This is a genomic window from Corynebacterium endometrii, assembly GCF_004795735.1.
Lineage (GTDB): Bacteria > Actinomycetota > Actinomycetes > Mycobacteriales > Mycobacteriaceae > Corynebacterium > Corynebacterium endometrii.
Genome location: NZ_CP039247.1, coordinates 2,411,849 through 2,428,320, shown reverse-complemented (window position 1 = coordinate 2,428,320; position 16,472 = coordinate 2,411,849). Strand labels below are relative to the sequence as shown.

Below are 16,472 nucleotides of genomic sequence, written 5' to 3'. Positions count from 1 at the left end.
GGGTTAGGTGGGCCGGTTGCGTTGTTCGACGCTAGGATCGCTATGGCCTTTTCGCCGGTCCTAGAGCCGTCCGAGCGCCTCGCCCACGCGCTTGCCGGAGTGGATACATCCGCCGAGGAACGTGCCTTCCAGTGCGTTCTTGCCGTGCATGCCGCCACCGCCGAAACCGGAGGCCTCCCCCGCGGCGTAGAGGCCTTCCAGCACGCTGCCGTCCGGGTGCAGGCAGCGACCGTCCAGGTCGGTTTCGATGCCGCCTAGGGTCTTGCGGGTGAGAACCTTCAGGCGCACCGCAATCAAGGGGCCGTGCTTTTCGTCTAGGATGCGGTGAGGGCTTGCGGTGCGGACAATCTTGTCGCCTAAGAATCCGCGGGCCGTGCGAATGTAATTGACCTGGGCATCTTTGCTAAAGGCGTTGTCCAGCTGTGAATCGCGGTCTTCTAGGACCGTGCGCAAAGCCTCTAGCGAAATCTGAGGGGCGCCGTCACCGGTGAGCTCATTCATGTCATGGACCAGCTCCTCGATGGTGTCCGCCACCACCCAGTCGATGCCGTTATCCATAAACGCCTTGACGGCCACGTGGGTGCCGGGGCCTAGTTTGCCCGCTAGCTTCTTGAAGGATTTGTCAGTGAGATCCGGGTTCTGTTCGGAACCGGAGAAGATGAATTCCTTGTCCGCGATGGTCTGGTTGAGCAGGAACCATGAGTAACCGTGTCCGGTGCGGCCAATGTGGCTGAGTGCTGCCAGGTTATCCGAACCCGGAAACAGGTTGGTGGGCAGGCGGTTGCCCTCTGCGTCCAACCAGATGGAGGACGGGCCTGGGATGATGCGAATGCCGTGGCCGGGCCAGATGGGATCCCAGTTGGTCATGCCTTCCGGGTAATGCCACATGCGGTCCGTGTTGACCAGGTTGGCGCCCGCGGCTTTGGCAATGTCGATGCCGCGCCCGTCGACATGGGCCGGCACGCCCGTCACCATGTCCTCAGGGCAGGCGCCCCAGCGTTCATCCGGCCACATCTCGCGCACCTTATCCAGATTGCCACCGATGCCGCCCGTGGCGATCACTATCGCCTCACCACGCGCCTCGAAGTGGCTTTCTACGTCACGTGATGAGGCCTCACCGCGGGGCAGGTCGCTTGGCACGAGGACGGAACCACGCACGCCTACCACCTTGCCGCCCTCAACAATGAGCTCATCGACCTGGTGGCGGAAGCGGAACTCGACGCGGCCCTCCCTTTCGAATTCCTCCAGCGGCTCGCGGAATACCCGGACCACCTCTGGGCCTGTGCCCCAGGTCAGGTGGAAGCGCGGCACGGAATTGCCGTGCCCGGAGGCGTCACCGGAGCCGCGCTCCGCCCAGCCGATGGTGGGCAGAACGTTAAGCCCTAGGCCCTTGAGGTAGTCACGCTTCTCCCCCGCCGCGAACTCGACGTAGGCGTGCGCCCACTTGCGCGGCCAGCGGTCATGGTCCGCGTCATCAAAGCCGGCGGTGTTTAACCAGTCCCGCAGCGCCAGTTCCTTGGAGTCCTTGACGCGCATCATCTTCTGCTCCGGCGAGTCGACGTAAAACAGCCCGCCTAGGGACCAGAAGGCCTGGCCGCCTAAGTTGTTGCGGTTCTCCTGTTCGAAGAACACGACCTGTTTACCTGCCTTGGCAGCCTCGTATCCGGCGGTCAGGGCTGCTAGGCCGGTGCCGACGATGATGATTGGCTGAGTCTCCGTTGTGTTCATGGGCAAAAGTATACGGATAATCCTGATGAGTGGAAGGGGTAATGCAGGGGGTGATGTGAAAGCTTTAGGGTCCGTCCCAGGGGTTGAAGGCAGGGTATCTAGTTACCTTTTTGAGCATTTTCACTGGTAGGCACCCCTATCGCGGCGTGAAGTTGACCACATAAAACCGGGTAAAATCCCAGGTGGAACCTGGAAGTCGCCGCGTGTTTTCCTTCCGTTAACCTTTGGGATACGGGTGTGTTACCCCACGTCAGTACGTTAATAAGGCCGCGGTAACCAACGCGTCGCTTATTTGTGCTTTGGTTGCCGAAAGTTTGCGAGGAGTTTCCTCTTTGGGGCCCTCACGGCCGTCCGGTGGCGGTGAGTATTGACCGCTACGGGCGCTAGGAACAACCACCTTTATGGAGAAATAATGACCATGACCCCAGTGCCGCCCTCCAACCAAGAGCGCTCCAAGAACCGGGAGCTGGCTCCGGAGCAGCCTGAGATCAACAATGATCATCTTGATGCTGAAGAGTCTCATCTTCAGTCCCCTCTGACCAAGCTGGGCCTTAAGGGTAAGGGCCTGCAGTGGGCTAACTGGATTGCCGTAGCGGTGGGTATCTACCTGCTGATCACCGCGGTGAACGTTATCGGTGACGGCTTCAAGACCGCTACCGGTGGCCGGGCGGAAGAGCTGTTTGCCTTCGCCTCCAATCCAATGGTTGCCCTGATGATTGGTGTGGTTGCTACCGCCTTGATTCAGTCCTCCTCCACTACGACCTCCATCGTGGTGGGCCTGGCCGCGGGTGGCCTGCCGATGTCCATCTGCATCCCGATGCTCATGGGCGCAAACATCGGCACCACCTTGACCTCTACCCTGGTTTCCCTGGGCATGGCCAAGGATAAGGAAGCGTTCCGCCGCGGTTTTTCCGCAGCGAGCGTCCATGACTTTTTCAATCTCTTGGCGGTGCTCATCTTCCTTCCGCTGGAGCTGATGTTCGGCCTGCTGGAGAAGACTTCTGGCGCTGCAGCCAACGTCTTGGCGGGCTCGGATGGTGGTCCAGTGGCCGCAGTGGTTGGCGGAGTGGGTTCCGTGATTAAGGCAGGCACCGAGCCTTTGGCCAACCTGATTGCGATGCCGTTTGAAGGCCTCAGCGACGCGGTGGCCGGCGTTATCCTCATTGCCATCGGCGTGTTGTTGATTCTAGCTGTCATCAACTTCATCGGCACCCTGCTCAAGGCGGTCATGGTTGGCCGGGCAAAGGCCATCCTGCACAACGCCATTGGCCGCGGCCCGATCTCCGGCATTTTCTCCGGCATGTTGATGACCGTACTGGTCCAGTCCTCCTCCACTACCACTTCCCTAGTGGTTCCGCTCGCCGGCTCCGGCACCTTCTCGCTGCGCCAGATTTACCCATTCACCTTGGGCGCAAACATTGGCACCACAGTGACCGCTTTGATCGCCGCGTTCGCATTTACCGGTGGTGAGGCTCAATTCGCGCTGCAGGCGGCGCTGGTTCACCTGTTCTTCAACACCTTCGCCACCATTCTCATTTTCGGTGTCCCATTCCTGCGAGAGATTCCGCTGTATGGTGCGGTAACCATGGGTAACCTTGGTGCAAAGAACAAGCTATATGTTGCCGCGTGGGTGCTGGGAGTATTCCTGGCGCTGCCAGCAGTAATCATCGCCCTGACCGTGTTTGTGTAATATTTTCCCTTTCATTTCCCTGTCGCATAAGGAGCCTGCCGATGTCCAAGTTCAGTGAGACTCTCAAAGAGCTGCGTGAGCAGATCGATGCAAAGGGCACGCCGGATGAGCAGGATGCCCAGCTCGAGCATCTCGATGAGTATGTACCCACGGCGCATCACACGGTTGATGGGCTGCGCGGCTTTGTCCATAACCTGGTGGAAGACATGCGCGGCAACGATGATGCCGAGGCTGAGGACGCTGGTGAAACCTCTCCTGCCCCTAAGCCGGATGCCGTAGCAGATGGTGTGTAGCTTCAGATAACAACGTAAAACGTCGAGAAAGGGCCGCAATCCTAGCACTGGGGTTGCGGCCCTTGGCGTTAATCTAGCTCGTTTTAGGCGTCGATGGTAACCACCGTGCGACCATGGGAACGGCCCTCAATGAGGTTAGCCCCGGCCTCGGCCACCTGGTCGAGAGTGACGGTAGTAGTCAGGCCGTCGAGCACGTCGCGGTCTAGATGGTTAGCAAGCAATTCCCATGCACGTCCGCGGTACCGCCGAGGGGCATCGACGGAGTTAACACCGGTCAAGGTGACATTGCGGAGGATAAACGGCATGACGGTGGTCTCCAGCTGTGGCGATGACGCCAGACCGGTTGAGGCCACTACCCCACCCCACTGGATCTGGGACAACACGTTGGCCAGCGGGGTGCCGCCGAGTGTGTCTACGGCGCCGGAAAAGCGGGCCTTCTGGAGTGGCTTGCCTGGATCCATGAACGCGGCGCGGTCAAGGACGTCTTGGGCGCCGAGAGCGGAGAGGTACTCCCCCAATTCATCCTGGCGTCCCGTAAGCGCAGTAACCTTGTAGCCCAGGTTGCTCAGCAGGTTTACCGCAATAGACCCCACGCCACCGGTGGCTCCGGTGACGAGTACGGGCGCGGCTTCCTCAGCGGGCGGCAACCCGTGGTCCAACAGGGCGTTGACGCACAGCGCCGCCGTGTAACCGGCCGTGCCGATTGCCGCGGCCTGTTCCGCCGAAAAGCATTGAGGAACCTCAACCGTGGCTTCCGCCGGGACCCGCTGCAGCGAGGTGTACCCGCCATGGCGAAATTCCCCAAGCCCTGCGCCATTACAGGTCACCAGGGTTCCGTCCTCCGTGGTGCCCACGGCATCGATGCCTGGGACAAGCGGCGAGATGCGCATGACGCCTTTGTCCCCGGCCAAGGCCATGGCGTCCTTGTAGTTCAAGGAGGAATGGCTGACATTGATAGTAAGCTCCCCCTCCCCTAGCCAGGCTTGCGGGTCCGCCTCTTTCCGGTGGGAGATGGAACCGTCTTCGGCACGTTCAACAATGAAGGTAGTCATGCTTTCGAGGGTACCGCGGGCGCGCGGCACAGGTGTTGCGGTGTCTGACAGGCCACAGTCCGCCAGCATTCAGGTAGCCCTGCTAGATTGGTCTCTCCATGACTATTGACACGCCTACTACGCAGGGAGCCACCGCCAAGGACGTACACGACCGGCGGGTCTCCAAGCTGCGCCGTGACGCGTGGGTGGTTCTTGCCTTAATGCTTGGCGTGGTGGTGCTGGTAACCCTGGGCAAGCCTTTTATAGAAATTCCGGGGCTGATCGAAGGTTCCGCACACCGGACGCGCAGCCTCGACCTGCGATTCTTTAATGGCTTTGATAATCCGCCGGTCTGGTACGGCCCATGGACCAACACCCTGGGAAACATTGCCCTGTTTTTCCCGCTGGGCGCGGTGCTCACGGTGCTCGGCCGGGTAAGCAGGCGCGTAAGTTTCGGCGTGGCCTTTACCGCCGTAGCTCTGGCCGCGATGAGCATAGGCATCGAGGTGGCTCAATACGTCTTCGGCCTCGGATTCAGCGATATCGATGACGTGGCCTGCAATACCATTGGCGGAGCCCTAGGCGGAGTCCTGCTGGCTCGCGCCGACTATGAAGCACAGGCCAGGACCCTTCATCGCCTGGGCTTCGTAGCGGCAGTGGGGCTATGCCTGTTGCTCATAGGGCTGCTTATGTAGTCCAATCCGGCGACACTCCCGGATCAGAGCGCTGTGATAGGAGCGCCAACTTTGTCCAGGATCTCCTCGATTAGCACCTGGCCATGGTCTGAGAGCCCGTTGACCTGGCCAGACTCCGGCTCACGGGTGAAGACCCCAAGCGAGTCAAAAATGATGGTGTTGGAGCTGCCGCCGCGTTCATCGATGCCGGAAACCAAGCTGTGGCCCTCCGGGGGATTCTCCAGGCAATTAACCAGGGCCCGGCGCAGGTCCTTGCGCTGGCCCTTGGAGGAATGCACGGGGAGCGCCTTCAAAATGACGTCCAAGGCGCACTCTATGCAACCGATGAGTTCAAAGCCCTTCTCCGTCAGCTTTAACGTCCCGGTCTGGCTATTGTGCCGAACGGCCCCCATGGCAATGAAAAGCTCTGCCAAGGCCTCGAGGTGGGTGGGATTAAAGCCGCTGGGGCAGGCGTGGATGTGCTTTAGTGGGTAGTCCCGGACGTGCTTTTTGAGCGCCTTTAGTGATTTAACAGGGAATTGCCCGCTAGAGTCCACCGCTTGGGGCGTGCGAAAGAAGCGCAGGTAGTGCAGGAAGAATACGCCAAGCCCCTGGCGGAGCTCATCCCGGTCGGAGTGCAGCATTGCCGAGGAGTGCGAATTAAACCCTGGCAAATCACTAATCGAGGTGACGTTGCCCACCGCGTCCTGCACGGTTTCTGGGCGGGAGGGATTGATGAGCTCATTGACCCACGGATCGTCAACTTCAAGGCCATCCGCCGGGGCGGCGTAACTTGCGGCGGCTGCCTTGCTCAGGCGGGTGGCAATGATTGCCGTATCCGCCGAGGTCAGCTTGTCAAAACTTTGGGCGGCGTCCAAGTTGGGCAAGTGGGTAGCCAGCGCGGCCTGCTGGCGGGAATCTAGCGCCAGGCCGGTGAGCTGCATCCGCACGAGTTCTAAAAGCTGGGACATGTAGCCAGCGTGCGGGGCGCTTTTGAGGGCATCGGGGCCAATCGCGTCAGTTAAGCGCGGAAGCTGTCCACGATAATCCTGCCTGGTCGCCAGGCGGGTAATGTGCACCTGCCAGCAGCCCTCTGCGGGATGGTAGATGACCTCATTTTCGAGGTTGGATAGCGAGGTGCCAAAGAAACCGGCAAAGCTGGTGCCGGCGATCTCATCCACGGAAAAATCATCTCCGTCTTCAATAAAGGCCCCATGGCCCGGCGCAAAGCCGAAGGCGGCGTGGATGTAATCCGCCATCTCCTCCACGGTGATGTACGGCTGCGCCATAACCGTCCTCTCCGAGTAGGGATGGATGTTTTCAAGGTCTAAGCGATAAATAACTGCATCATTCATGCACCCACCGTAAACAGCGCAAATGCGCCGGGGGAAGAGCTTGTCCAATGGATTGTGCAGGCTAGAGGGAAACAGGGGTGAGGTTAGCCGGTCTTCCCAACGGCGTTAATTACCGCCTCGGCAACGCCCTTGGCGAAGGGTGAGACGCCGGTGATGGTGGCTGAGCCGGGACCGGTCCACGAGCCGTAGCCCAGCAGGTGAAGGTGGGGGACGGTGGCGTTAAACGCCACTTCACCAGTGGAATCGTTGCGTTCGAGTAGGGCGCGCAGGGGGCGCAGCGCGGGGCGAAACCCGGTGGCCCAAATGAGGCAATCAACCGGATGGGCCCCACCTTCGTTGAGCTCATCGAGGCTGGCGAACATGGGGGTAGCCTCGAGCTTGCCGGCGTTACGTGCCCTGAGCACGGGCGGGACCATGACAATATCGCCCAGTTCGGACTCGGACCCAGGATCCGGCTCACCGCGCTGCATGGCGTTGAGACGTTCGCGGTTGCGCTGAAAGAGCACGCGCCCGTCCACGTCATCGGGCATCCAGCGAGGCGTGGAGGTCGTAAACCATGTGGTGGAGGAGACGGCGGGGGCAAGGGCGAGCTCGGCTGCGATTTGTGCGCCAGAGTTTGCGCCACCCACAACGGCCACCTTTTTGCCGTGAAAATACTCGGGCCCCGGATAATTGACGGTGTGGAATTGCTCCCCGTTAAATCTGCCGGGGTAGTGGGGGACAAACGGCGATTCCCACGTACCCGTGGCCGCCACAACAGTGGGTGCAACCCACGCGGCCTGACCTGCGGGAGTGTCGCCACTGATGGTAAAAAGCGTCCCGTCATGGGCAACGTTAGTAACCCTCACGGGACGTTGGACGGGAAGCTCGTAGCGTCTTTCGTATTCGCTGAGGTAGTCCACCACGTGGCTTGCCGGCGGGAAACCGTCATAGTGGGGCATTGGCCAACCGGGCAGGTTGGATGCGTTAGACGGGCTAAACAGCGTCAGGCTCGGCCACGTGTGCTGCCACGATCCGCCGGGGCGGTCATTGGCATCCACAATGACGAAGCTGATGGGGCTTTTGGCCCGCCGGTTGTGGCGGTGAAGGTAATAGCCGCAAGCCAGCGCGGATTGCCCGCCGCCAATGATGACGCAATCTACCGCGGTTGTAGTGCCGGTGCTCATGCCATCAAGTCTACGGAATCAGTTTGCGCTCACGGGCCGCGGTGACCGCGGCCGTACGCGTCTCCACGCCCAGCTTCTGATAAATGTGAATGAGATGGGTCTTGACCGTGGCCGCGGAGATAAACAGGCGCTTGGCCAGCTCCTTATTGGTTGCGCCGGTAGCTAGCGCACGCAGGATTTCAATCTCACGCTGGGACAGCTGGGGCATCGGGTTGCTGATATGCTCCGCAAGCAGCGCCGCAACGTCAGGGGACAGGGTCCGCCTTCCCGCGGCGGTGTTTAGCACGGCCCTGCGCAGCTCTTCCTCTGGCGCGTCTTTCAGGAGATATCCCATGGCGCCGGCTTCAATCGCGGACACAATGTCTGAAGCGGTGTCATAGGTGGTCAATATGAGCACAGGGGGACCGCCGGCGGCTACTACCCGCCCAGTGGCGGCGATGCCGTCAACGTCAGGCATCTGGATATCGCACACTATGACATCGACGCCCGGTGGCAGCTCATCAACCGCGGCACCGGTTGCGCCTTCCGCAATGACGTCAATGTCATCGAAGCTGTTGAGAATGGCGCGAAGGCCGGCGCGCACCACCGGATGATCGTCAATGAGCATGACATTGACCATTACTTAAGCCCCTTCCTTGGCTCTAGCGGGATACGGATGGCCAAAACGGTGCCTTCTCCCTCGTGGGATTCCAGGTCAACGCTGCCCCCTACGTCCTCGATGCGCTGGTGAAGGCCGCTCAGGCCATAGCCTTTGGCCGCCGCGGTTCCCACCCCGTCATCTGCGATGTCTAAGGTGATTGCGTTATTGAAGAAGCTGAGGCTAAGGACTGCGTGGGTGGCCTTGGCGTGCTTAGAGACGTTACTGATTCCCTCCTGCGCAGCCCTGATGCACGCATTGACGATGGGGCTAGGGATGGACCGTGCGTGCTCACCTTCCACCACCAACGTCAATTCCAGGCCTGAACCTAGCGCTTGCTCGTGGGATTGGGCCCGGGTAACCATCCGCTCCAAGGCAAGGGCGAGCGGCAAGGCGGAATCCGGGGAAGCCAAATCCTTAACGAAGCGGCGGGCCTCCTCCAGATTGGCGGAGGCAACGTCCTCAATCATGCTGAGCTGGGGGTTACCACCATCCTGACGCCTGATGGCTCTGGACATCAGGACGATGGAGGATAATCCCTGGGCCACGGTGTCATGAATCTCCCGGGATAGGCGTTCGCGCTCCTCCAAGCGGCCCGCGAGGCGCTCGCTGGCTATGAGTTCCTCCCGCGTGGCGCGTAATTGCTGGGCGACCCGGCGGTAGCGATTGGCCTCCGCATGAAGGGCTACGTAGGCGTAATAGATGGCTACGGCAAATGCCGTGCCAATCGCCGGTCCAATGGCCGCGGCAATGGTCCACAGATCGGGGTAGAGGGAGAGGGGGAGAAAGGCGGCAACCGCCCATAGAGCGATGACCGCAAGAACCGCCGGTACCGTGGGCAGGAGGGCGAGGAAGAGGAACACCAGTGGGAATTCCAGCCACATGAAATCGGGGGAAAGCCACATCAAGGCAACCCACACAGCCGTTACGGTGCATAACCACAGGATCTTGTGTTCAGTGGGCAGGGGAGCGTTGGTCCTGGCACGCCGGCGTTCAAGTACCGTTCCCGCAAGGTAGGCCGCGCCAAAGGAGCAGGCCAGGACAAGGACCGGAAGGGATAAATCCTGGGAAACTCCGGTGCGTATGAGCCCGAAGAACAGCAGGACCGCCACCATGACATGCAGACCCACCTGAAGGGCTCCGAGGATGGTGTTCATGGCTTCCAAGGGTAGTAAACCAATCGCAGCTGGGTAATCAACCAGGTGGTTGATTCGCAAATGGCCTAGGCAGGCGATTACTTGCGCGCGTTGCCGGGGGACTATTAAGGGCATGTTTTTAGCTATCAGAGAAATAAACCATGCGCGCGGCAGGTTTGCGCTCATGGTGGGAGTCCTGGGACTCATAACCGTGCTGCTCATCATGCTGACCGGGCTGACCAATGGGCTGGGCAAGCAAAACACTTCAGCCCTTGAGGCGCTAGGCCCGCACAGCGTTGTTTTCAAGGGTGAAGATGCGTCCTTCACAGAATCCGCCATGGACGCAGATGACCGCCGGGCATTTCCGGGAGCGGTCCCGCTGGGGGTGAGCCAAACGCGGGCTGAATCCAGCCAGGCGGCCGCCGGCGTCGCCGTATTCGGCTTGCCGGCGGGCACGGCCTCCCCGGTGGGCGGGATTCCGGGAGAAGGGGTGTTGGTTCCGGAGGAAACCGCGCGGGATCTGGGGCTTGCCCCGGGGGCAGAGATAAACCTGGGCGGAAACCGGCTGACCGTGGCGGGCGTGGTCCCGGGGTTGGAATACTCGCATTCGCCGGTGGTCTGGGTCTCCACACAGGCCTGGCGGGCCGTTGCGCACGCGCCGGAGGGCACGAATGGAACGGTATTGATCTCGAATGAGGAGCTTTCTGAGGCGGCGGGCTATACCGTCACGGATCTGCCAGGCTCTTTCGAGGGGCTCGCGTCCTATTCCTCGGAAAGGGGCTCGCTCCAGGCCATTCAGGGATTCCTGTACGCCATTTCCGCGCTGGTCACCGTGGCATTTTTGGCTGTGTGGACCATCCAGCGGACCAGGGAGTTGGCTGTGCTCAAAGCCCTCGGGGCGTCCGGAAAGTACCTCCTGCGCGACTCGCTAGCCCAGGCCGCGATAGTGCTAGGCGTGGGCGCCGTGGGCGGGATGCTGGTGGGCCTAGGGCTAGGCGCCCTGGCCTCGGGCGCGCTTCCGTTCGAGCTGGACTGGGCCAGCGTCGTGGCCCCGGCCGTAGGCATTTTCATTCTGGGCATGGGTGGCGCCCTCTTGGCCACTCGGAAGGTTGCGGCAACAAATCCGCTTTTGGCAATGGGAGGTATCGCGTAAATGTCATCGCAGTCAAATGAATCACACAACGTGCTGAGCCTGAAGGATGTGACCGTTGAGTATGCGGATGGTGATGGGACCCTCCTCGCCTTGGATGGAATTGACTTCGCAGCGCAGGCGGGAATGTTGACCGCGGTCACCGGGGAGTCCGGGTCCGGAAAATCCACTCTCTTATCCGTTGCCGGCGGGTTGATCTCCCCGACGCGCGGAAGCGTGGTGATTGACGGTGAGCACCTGGATGACGCGAATGAGGCCGCTCGTGCGAGGATCCGGCGCGAGCGCATAGGCGTGGTGTTTCAGCAGGCCAACCTGCTCAGCGCGCTCAGGGTGAAAGAACAACTCCTCATCGCGGATCACCTGCGTGGGGTCAAGCCGCGGGGTGAGCGGGCGGAGGAGCTACTGGGCTACGTTGGCCTTGGCGGGCTGGGGGAGCGGCCTATCCGGCAGCTTTCCGGCGGGCAGCGCCAACGGGTGGGAATCGCCCGCGCGTTGATGGGCGAGCCCAGGTTGCTGCTGGCGGATGAGCCCACATCGGCGCTGGATTCCGCGCTGAGCCATGAGGTGATGCAGCTGATTAACCGGCTAACAAAGGAACTGAATGTGGCAACGGTCCTAGTTACCCATGACCGCTCACTGCTGGACTACGCGGATGAGGCTGTGGTTGTGGAGGACGGGCGCGTCACCCAAGCCGCCTAAGGTTTAAATAAATGGGCGCTATGTTTTTGCCATTTGCTGAGGGAGTTATTAATTTTTATGAAACATGAGAAGGACCGTCCGGCTGTTGAAGCGTGGCCCGCGCCCACAGCCCACCTCGTATGACCGCATGCCGCAGTTTGGCGCCCAGCACCTGACCATGGGTGGGGTGGCCGTGACCGCCTGCGGTATGTACGTGCTGGCCGCTCGGCGCGTAGCCGGTACCCCGCGCGGGCGGTGGCTGCGGCAGATGGTGGGCTGGGTCCTTGGGGTTACCGGTGCCGCCTGGGCCGTGTACTGCCTGCAGCCCAAATTCTTTGACGCGCGGGAATCCCTGCCGCTGCACCTGTGTGACGTGCTGCGCCCCATCATGGCCTTCGGCTTGGTTACCGGCAATGAGACCGCGTTGGCGGCCAGCTACTACTGGGGCATCGTGTTTAATCCGCAGGCCATGTTAACCCCTGATTTGAGCTACTTCGTGGAGCCGCGTTGGCTGCGCTTTGCCACCTACTGGTGCTTCCATATCGTGGCCCTGGCCGTGCCGCTGGGTCAGCTGGCGGCGGGGTACAGGCCAACCTGGAAGGGGTTTAGGCGGGCTAGCGCCATGGCAGCCGGTTACGTCCCATTCGCGATGACGGTTAACCATTTCACCAAGGGCAATTACGGCTTTCTAAGCCACGCCCCGGCCGGCAGGTCAATCATTGACATTCTGCCGCCGTGGCCCTGGTACATCGCGTGTGAAGCGGTTGGCGCCTTGGGCGTCTTCGCCCTGATGACGCTGCCCTTTAATAGGGACTAATCCCGGGCTGGGGCTCAACGCTCCATCGAAAGCAGGCGGGCCACCGCCTGCGGCAGGGCCGAGGCGATCCGGGACGCGGTGGTGGGGGCGTAGCCGTCTGGCGTTTCGGCCGCTACGGACGCCGCGTGGGCGTGGATGGCCACGCCGTGGAGGAGCTCAGTAACCACCTCCGCGCAGTTAGCGGGATCCTCAACGTGGCTCATCGGGGAGTTCAGGCGGGCAATGGTCTTGCCCAGCACCCCGGAAAGCACGTCGCCCGAACCGGGGGTGGCTGCGTAAGAATTGCCACAGTTGACCGTGTGGCAGGGCGCACCGCGGAAGGAAATCACATTAATCCGGCCCTTTTGCAGAACCACCGCGTTCAAGGACTTGGCCAGGCGCTGCACATTCTCGCCCCGGTTAGGGGTCATCTCTTCGCCAACCTCGGCGAGGTAGAGGCGCTCAAACTCGCCCGCGTGAGGGGTCAGGATAACCAGCGGATGCGCGCGCACCGCGTCGCGCAGCAGCTCATCCTCAGCCAGGATAGTAAGCGCGTCGGCGTCCAAAATGGTGGGGATTCCCAGGGCTAAGACCGCGGCGACCTCGGCGCGGGCCTTGCGGTCCTTGCCGCGGCCGGGACCCACAACCCAACACTGGGCACGGCCCGCCGATGCCACGTCGGGGTGGAGGACCACCTCGGGGTGGGTGCGGACCACGTCGGGTGCGCCAATGACGCGAACCATGGAGCCCGAAGTGCCCAAAGCGCCGGCCGCGGCCAGCACACCCGCGCCGGGATACGTCTCGGAGCCGGCGCACACGGCCACCACGCCCAGTGAGTACTTGTGGTCATAGTAGCCCGGCGTGGGGTCCGCAATCGGCCCGGTGCAGCCAATGGGTTGCGGCGCGGTTACCTTGCCGATGGAGGCCTCGCCGCGGCACACGGATTTTGGATTGCCGTAGACAAGCGGCTTTGGCCACGTGTACGTGGACGTAGCGGAGATGCGCGGGGATGGCTTGAGGGATGGCTCATAGGAGGCATAGGCCACCGGCTCGCCGAGGCGGTCGAGGCACTCGGCGAAGGACTCCGGGGACTTGGGCAGCTGCAGGTCGCAGAGGACTACCTGCCCGCACTCCGGCGCGAAGGCGTGCGCGGGGCGCAGCCAACCAAAGGTGATGGTAACGTCCGCGGTGACAAAATCATCGGGGTTTAAAGAGTGGTGCCCGTTATCGGCATTGATGCCGGTGGGGACGTCGATGGAAAGCACGGGAATCTTGGCGTGGCGCGCGGCCCTGAACAGGCCGCGTGCGGGCTCAGAGAGGTGCCTCTCGGAGGCCAGGCCGGCCACCGCGTCGATGACCAGGTCATAATCCGGGATGCGTTCCATCGCGGTCTGGGCGTTGATGACCTCACCGCCGGAGGCCTTGAACTCCTCCTTGGCCCGCTCGTGGCAGGAGGTGCCCACCAGTAGCGCATCGGCGCTGGCGGTGAGGAGTTTATCGATGAGGAATGCGGTGCCGTAGAGGCCGTCGCCGCCATTGCCGCCCGGGCCCACCAGGACCAGGACGCGTGGGGCCTCGATGTCCTTGATCATCACGTCGGCAGCCGCGGCAACACCACGGGCGGCCAGCTGCATCAACTCATCGGGGTGGCGCTGGTATTCCATGAGCGCAGCCTCTGCGGCGCGGACATCGGAAACGGAAAAGACTTCACGCATGCGAAGTAGCCTAGACCTGTTTGGTCCAATGTAAAACCGGAAAGCTTCTAGTCCGGCTGGCAGCCCGGACACCAAAACAGGTTGCGCCCCTCCATAACCTTAAGCGCAATGGGCTGGCCGCAGACGTAGCACGGCTGCCCCGCGCGGCGGTAGACGTAGACCTCACCGCCGTGGTCGTCCTTGCGCGGTTCCCGGCCCATGGCCTCAGGCGTGTGGGCATCGGCCACGGTATCGATGCGCCCGGCCTCGACGCCGTACCGCATCAGCGTAACCAGGTCCTGCCACAGCGCATCGAACTCCGTGCGGTCTAGCTTATTGCCGGGCAGGAACGGGGACACATGCTGGCGAAACAGGGTTTCCGCGCGGTAGATATTGCCCACCCCCGCATAGAGTTTCTGGTCCATCATCAAGGAACCAATGGAGCGGCGGGACGCGTGGACCCTGGCCCACAACGCGTCCGGGTTGGCGTCTTCGCGGATGGGATCTTCGCCCACCCGCCCCAGCATGGCCTCATACTCCTCCTCGGTAATCAGCCGGCAAAACTGCGGCCCGCGGAGGTTCGCCGTGGGCAAGTCCGCATCCCCCTGCGCCTCAAAGCGCAGCCGGATTTGGCCCCACAGGGAATCTTCCTCCTCGAAGCGGAAGGAGCCAATCAGGCCCAAATGGACATAGACAATGTGCTCCGGTTCCGGGTTATCGAAGTGGATAAACAGGTGCTTGCCCCGCGCCTCGGCATGGTTGAGGCGGTGCCCGTCGAGCAGGGCGGCCTCGGCAGCAAATCGCCCCTGGGGGCTGCTGACCGCAACCGGTTCGGGGCGGAAATCCCGGTTCAGGGTGCGGGCTAGGCGGTGAATCACATGTCCTTCAGGCATGCCTACCAATATAGTGTTTGGCCGAGTTCGGGCGCGGCACTAAAATTTAGGGCCATGACGCAGAAGATCGGTTTTGACCGCGAAAAGTACATCGAGATGCAGTCCGCGCACATCCACGAGCGGCGCGAAAAAATCGGCGGCAAGCTCTACCTGGAAATGGGCGGCAAACTCTTCGATGACATGCATGCGTCCCGCGTCCTGCCCGGCTTTACCCCGGATAACAAGATCGCCATGCTGGAGCGCATCAAAGATGACGTGGAAATCCTGGTCTGCATCAACGCCAAAGACGTAGCCCGCCAGAAGGTCCGCGCGGATCTTGGCATCACCTATGAGGATGACTTGTTGCGCTTGGTTGACGTGTTCCGCGAGCGCGGATTCCTAGTAGACCACGTGGTCATCACCCAGCTGGAGGAGGGAAACAGCCAGGCGGAGGCCTTCATTGAGCGCCTCGAGCGCCTCGGGCTCAAGGTGGCGCGCCACCGCGTTATCCCCGGTTACCCGTCCAACACGGATCTGATTGTCTCCGAGGAGGGCCTGGGCCGCAATGAATACGCCGCCACCACCCGCGACCTGGTGGTAGTCACCGCGCCGGGGCCGGGCTCCGGCAAGCTGGCCACCGCGCTGAGCCAGGTCTACCATGAGCACCTCCGCGGGGTTCAGGCTGGCTATGCGAAGTTTGAGACCTTCCCCATCTGGAACCTGCCTCTGGATCACCCGGTGAACCTGGCCTATGAGGCGGCCACCGTCGATTTGAATGACGCAAACGTCATTGATCATTTCCACTTGAGCGCGTACGGGGTATCCACCGTCAACTACAACCGCGATGTAGAGGCATTCCCCCTGCTCAAGACCCTGCTGGAGAAGTTGACTGGGGAGACCCCCTACCAGTCCCCAACGGATATGGGCGTGAACATGGCGGGCAATTGCATCATCGATGATGACGTGTGCCGTGAGGCCTCAAATCAGGAGATCATCCGCCGTTACTACAAGTCGTTGGTGGAAGAGGCCCGCGGCGGGCTTGATACCACCCGGTCTGACCGCGCAGCCGTGGTCATGGCGAAGGCTGGCATCAAGGCCGGCGACCGCCCGGTCGTAGCGCCAGCCCGTGAGCGCGCTTCAGAAACTGACGGCCCGGGCGCCGCTCTCCAGCTTGCCGACGGCACCATCATCACCGGCCGCACCACCCCCCTGCTGGGCTGCTCCGCAGCTATGCTGCTCAACGCCCTGAAACACCTGGCGGGGCTAGACGATGACTTGCATCTGCTCTCCCCGGAAGCCATTGAACCCATCCAGTCCCTCAAGACCGGGGCGCTGGGTTCCCGGAACCCGCGCCTGCACACCGATGAGGTACTCATCGCCCTGTCCGTCTCCGCCGCCAAGGATCCGCACGCGCGCGCAGCGCTGGCCTGCATCGACCAACTGGCCGGCTGTGACGCGCATACCACCACCATCTTGGGTTCCGTCGATGAAGGAATCTTCCGCAACCTGGGCGTGCTGGTAACGTCAGATCCAGTCTTCGCCCGCAAACAGGCCCTCTACCAGAAGCGATAA

The 16,472-nt window shown here is 61.8% G+C and carries 15 protein-coding genes; 7 read left to right on the top strand and 8 right to left on the bottom strand.

The window, feature by feature from the left end:
* Positions 1–60: 60 nt before the first annotated feature.
* Positions 61–1,728: an FAD-binding dehydrogenase gene (locus tag CENDO_RS10885; protein ID WP_136142032.1), complete on the bottom strand. Its 1,668-nt coding sequence runs from the start codon at positions 1,726–1,728 to the stop codon at positions 61–63.
* A gap of 412 nt (positions 1,729–2,140) precedes the next feature.
* Between CENDO_RS10885 and CENDO_RS10880 the strand changes: the two genes are divergently transcribed.
* Both CENDO_RS10880 and CENDO_RS10875 read left to right on the top strand, forming a co-directional pair.
* Positions 2,141–3,418 (top strand): Na/Pi symporter, encoded by a 1,278-nt coding sequence (locus CENDO_RS10880; protein WP_210726539.1) that lies wholly within the window; start codon positions 2,141–2,143, stop codon positions 3,416–3,418.
* A 41-nt stretch (positions 3,419–3,459) separates the two neighbouring features.
* Complete coding sequence (locus CENDO_RS10875) at positions 3,460–3,711, top strand: hypothetical protein (protein WP_136142031.1); 252 nt, start codon at positions 3,460–3,462, stop codon at positions 3,709–3,711.
* Between the two features lie 83 nt (positions 3,712–3,794).
* Here CENDO_RS10875 and CENDO_RS10870 read toward each other — a convergent pair whose 3' ends face one another.
* On the bottom strand, positions 3,795–4,763 hold the full coding sequence (locus CENDO_RS10870) for an acrylyl-CoA reductase family protein (RefSeq protein ID WP_136142030.1): 969 nt from the start codon (positions 4,761–4,763) through the stop codon (positions 3,795–3,797).
* A 98-nt stretch (positions 4,764–4,861) separates the two neighbouring features.
* Between CENDO_RS10870 and CENDO_RS10865 the strand changes: the two genes are divergently transcribed.
* A complete protein-coding gene (locus CENDO_RS10865; RefSeq protein ID WP_246014295.1) occupies positions 4,862–5,437 on the top strand; it encodes a VanZ family protein in 576 nt (191 codons plus the stop codon).
* A gap of 23 nt (positions 5,438–5,460) precedes the next feature.
* On the opposite strand, the gene CENDO_RS10860 is transcribed toward CENDO_RS10865, so the two are convergent.
* The 4 genes from CENDO_RS10860 to CENDO_RS10845 form a co-directional block, all read right to left on the bottom strand.
* Entirely contained in the window at positions 5,461–6,771 is a 1,311-nt protein-coding gene (locus CENDO_RS10860) for a hypothetical protein (protein WP_136142029.1), read from the bottom strand.
* A gap of 83 nt (positions 6,772–6,854) precedes the next feature.
* The gene (locus CENDO_RS10855; RefSeq protein ID WP_136142028.1) at positions 6,855–7,937 is read right to left on the bottom strand and encodes an ArsO family NAD(P)H-dependent flavin-containing monooxygenase; all 1,083 of its coding nucleotides are present in this window, start codon (positions 7,935–7,937) and stop codon (positions 6,855–6,857) included.
* Between the two features lie 10 nt (positions 7,938–7,947).
* Positions 7,948–8,556, bottom strand: coding sequence for a response regulator (locus CENDO_RS10850; RefSeq protein WP_136142027.1), 609 nt, complete (start codon positions 8,554–8,556; stop codon positions 7,948–7,950).
* Positions 8,556–9,731 (bottom strand): sensor histidine kinase, encoded by a 1,176-nt coding sequence (locus tag CENDO_RS10845; protein ID WP_246014293.1) that lies wholly within the window; start codon positions 9,729–9,731, stop codon positions 8,556–8,558. The genes CENDO_RS10850 and CENDO_RS10845 overlap by 1 nt, the downstream gene beginning before the upstream one ends.
* A 112-nt stretch (positions 9,732–9,843) precedes the next feature.
* Here CENDO_RS10845 and CENDO_RS10840 point away from each other — a divergent pair, with 112 nt between their 5' ends.
* The 3 genes from CENDO_RS10840 to CENDO_RS10830 all read left to right on the top strand — a co-directional run bounded on the left by CENDO_RS10840 (position 9,844) and on the right by CENDO_RS10830 (position 12,355).
* Positions 9,844–10,863, top strand: coding sequence for an ABC transporter permease (locus CENDO_RS10840; protein ID WP_136142026.1), 1,020 nt, complete (start codon positions 9,844–9,846; stop codon positions 10,861–10,863).
* The gene (locus tag CENDO_RS10835) at positions 10,864–11,559 is read left to right on the top strand and encodes an ABC transporter ATP-binding protein (protein WP_136142025.1); all 696 of its coding nucleotides are present in this window, start codon (positions 10,864–10,866) and stop codon (positions 11,557–11,559) included.
* Between the two features lie 64 nt (positions 11,560–11,623).
* Positions 11,624–12,355, top strand: a complete 732-nt coding sequence (locus tag CENDO_RS10830; RefSeq protein WP_136142024.1) for a YwaF family protein — start codon at positions 11,624–11,626, stop codon at positions 12,353–12,355.
* 14 nt (positions 12,356–12,369) lie between these two features.
* Here CENDO_RS10830 and CENDO_RS10825 read toward each other — a convergent pair whose 3' ends face one another.
* Together CENDO_RS10825 and CENDO_RS10820 are read right to left on the bottom strand one after the other, a co-directional pair.
* The gene (locus CENDO_RS10825; protein WP_136142023.1) at positions 12,370–14,049 is read right to left on the bottom strand and encodes a bifunctional ADP-dependent NAD(P)H-hydrate dehydratase/NAD(P)H-hydrate epimerase; all 1,680 of its coding nucleotides are present in this window, start codon (positions 14,047–14,049) and stop codon (positions 12,370–12,372) included.
* A gap of 47 nt (positions 14,050–14,096) precedes the next feature.
* The gene (locus CENDO_RS10820; RefSeq protein WP_136142022.1) at positions 14,097–14,921 is read right to left on the bottom strand and encodes an Fpg/Nei family DNA glycosylase; all 825 of its coding nucleotides are present in this window, start codon (positions 14,919–14,921) and stop codon (positions 14,097–14,099) included.
* Between the two features lie 54 nt (positions 14,922–14,975).
* Here CENDO_RS10820 and CENDO_RS10815 point away from each other — a divergent pair, with 54 nt between their 5' ends.
* A complete protein-coding gene (locus tag CENDO_RS10815) occupies positions 14,976–16,472 on the top strand; it encodes a DUF1846 domain-containing protein (protein WP_136142021.1) in 1,497 nt (498 codons plus the stop codon).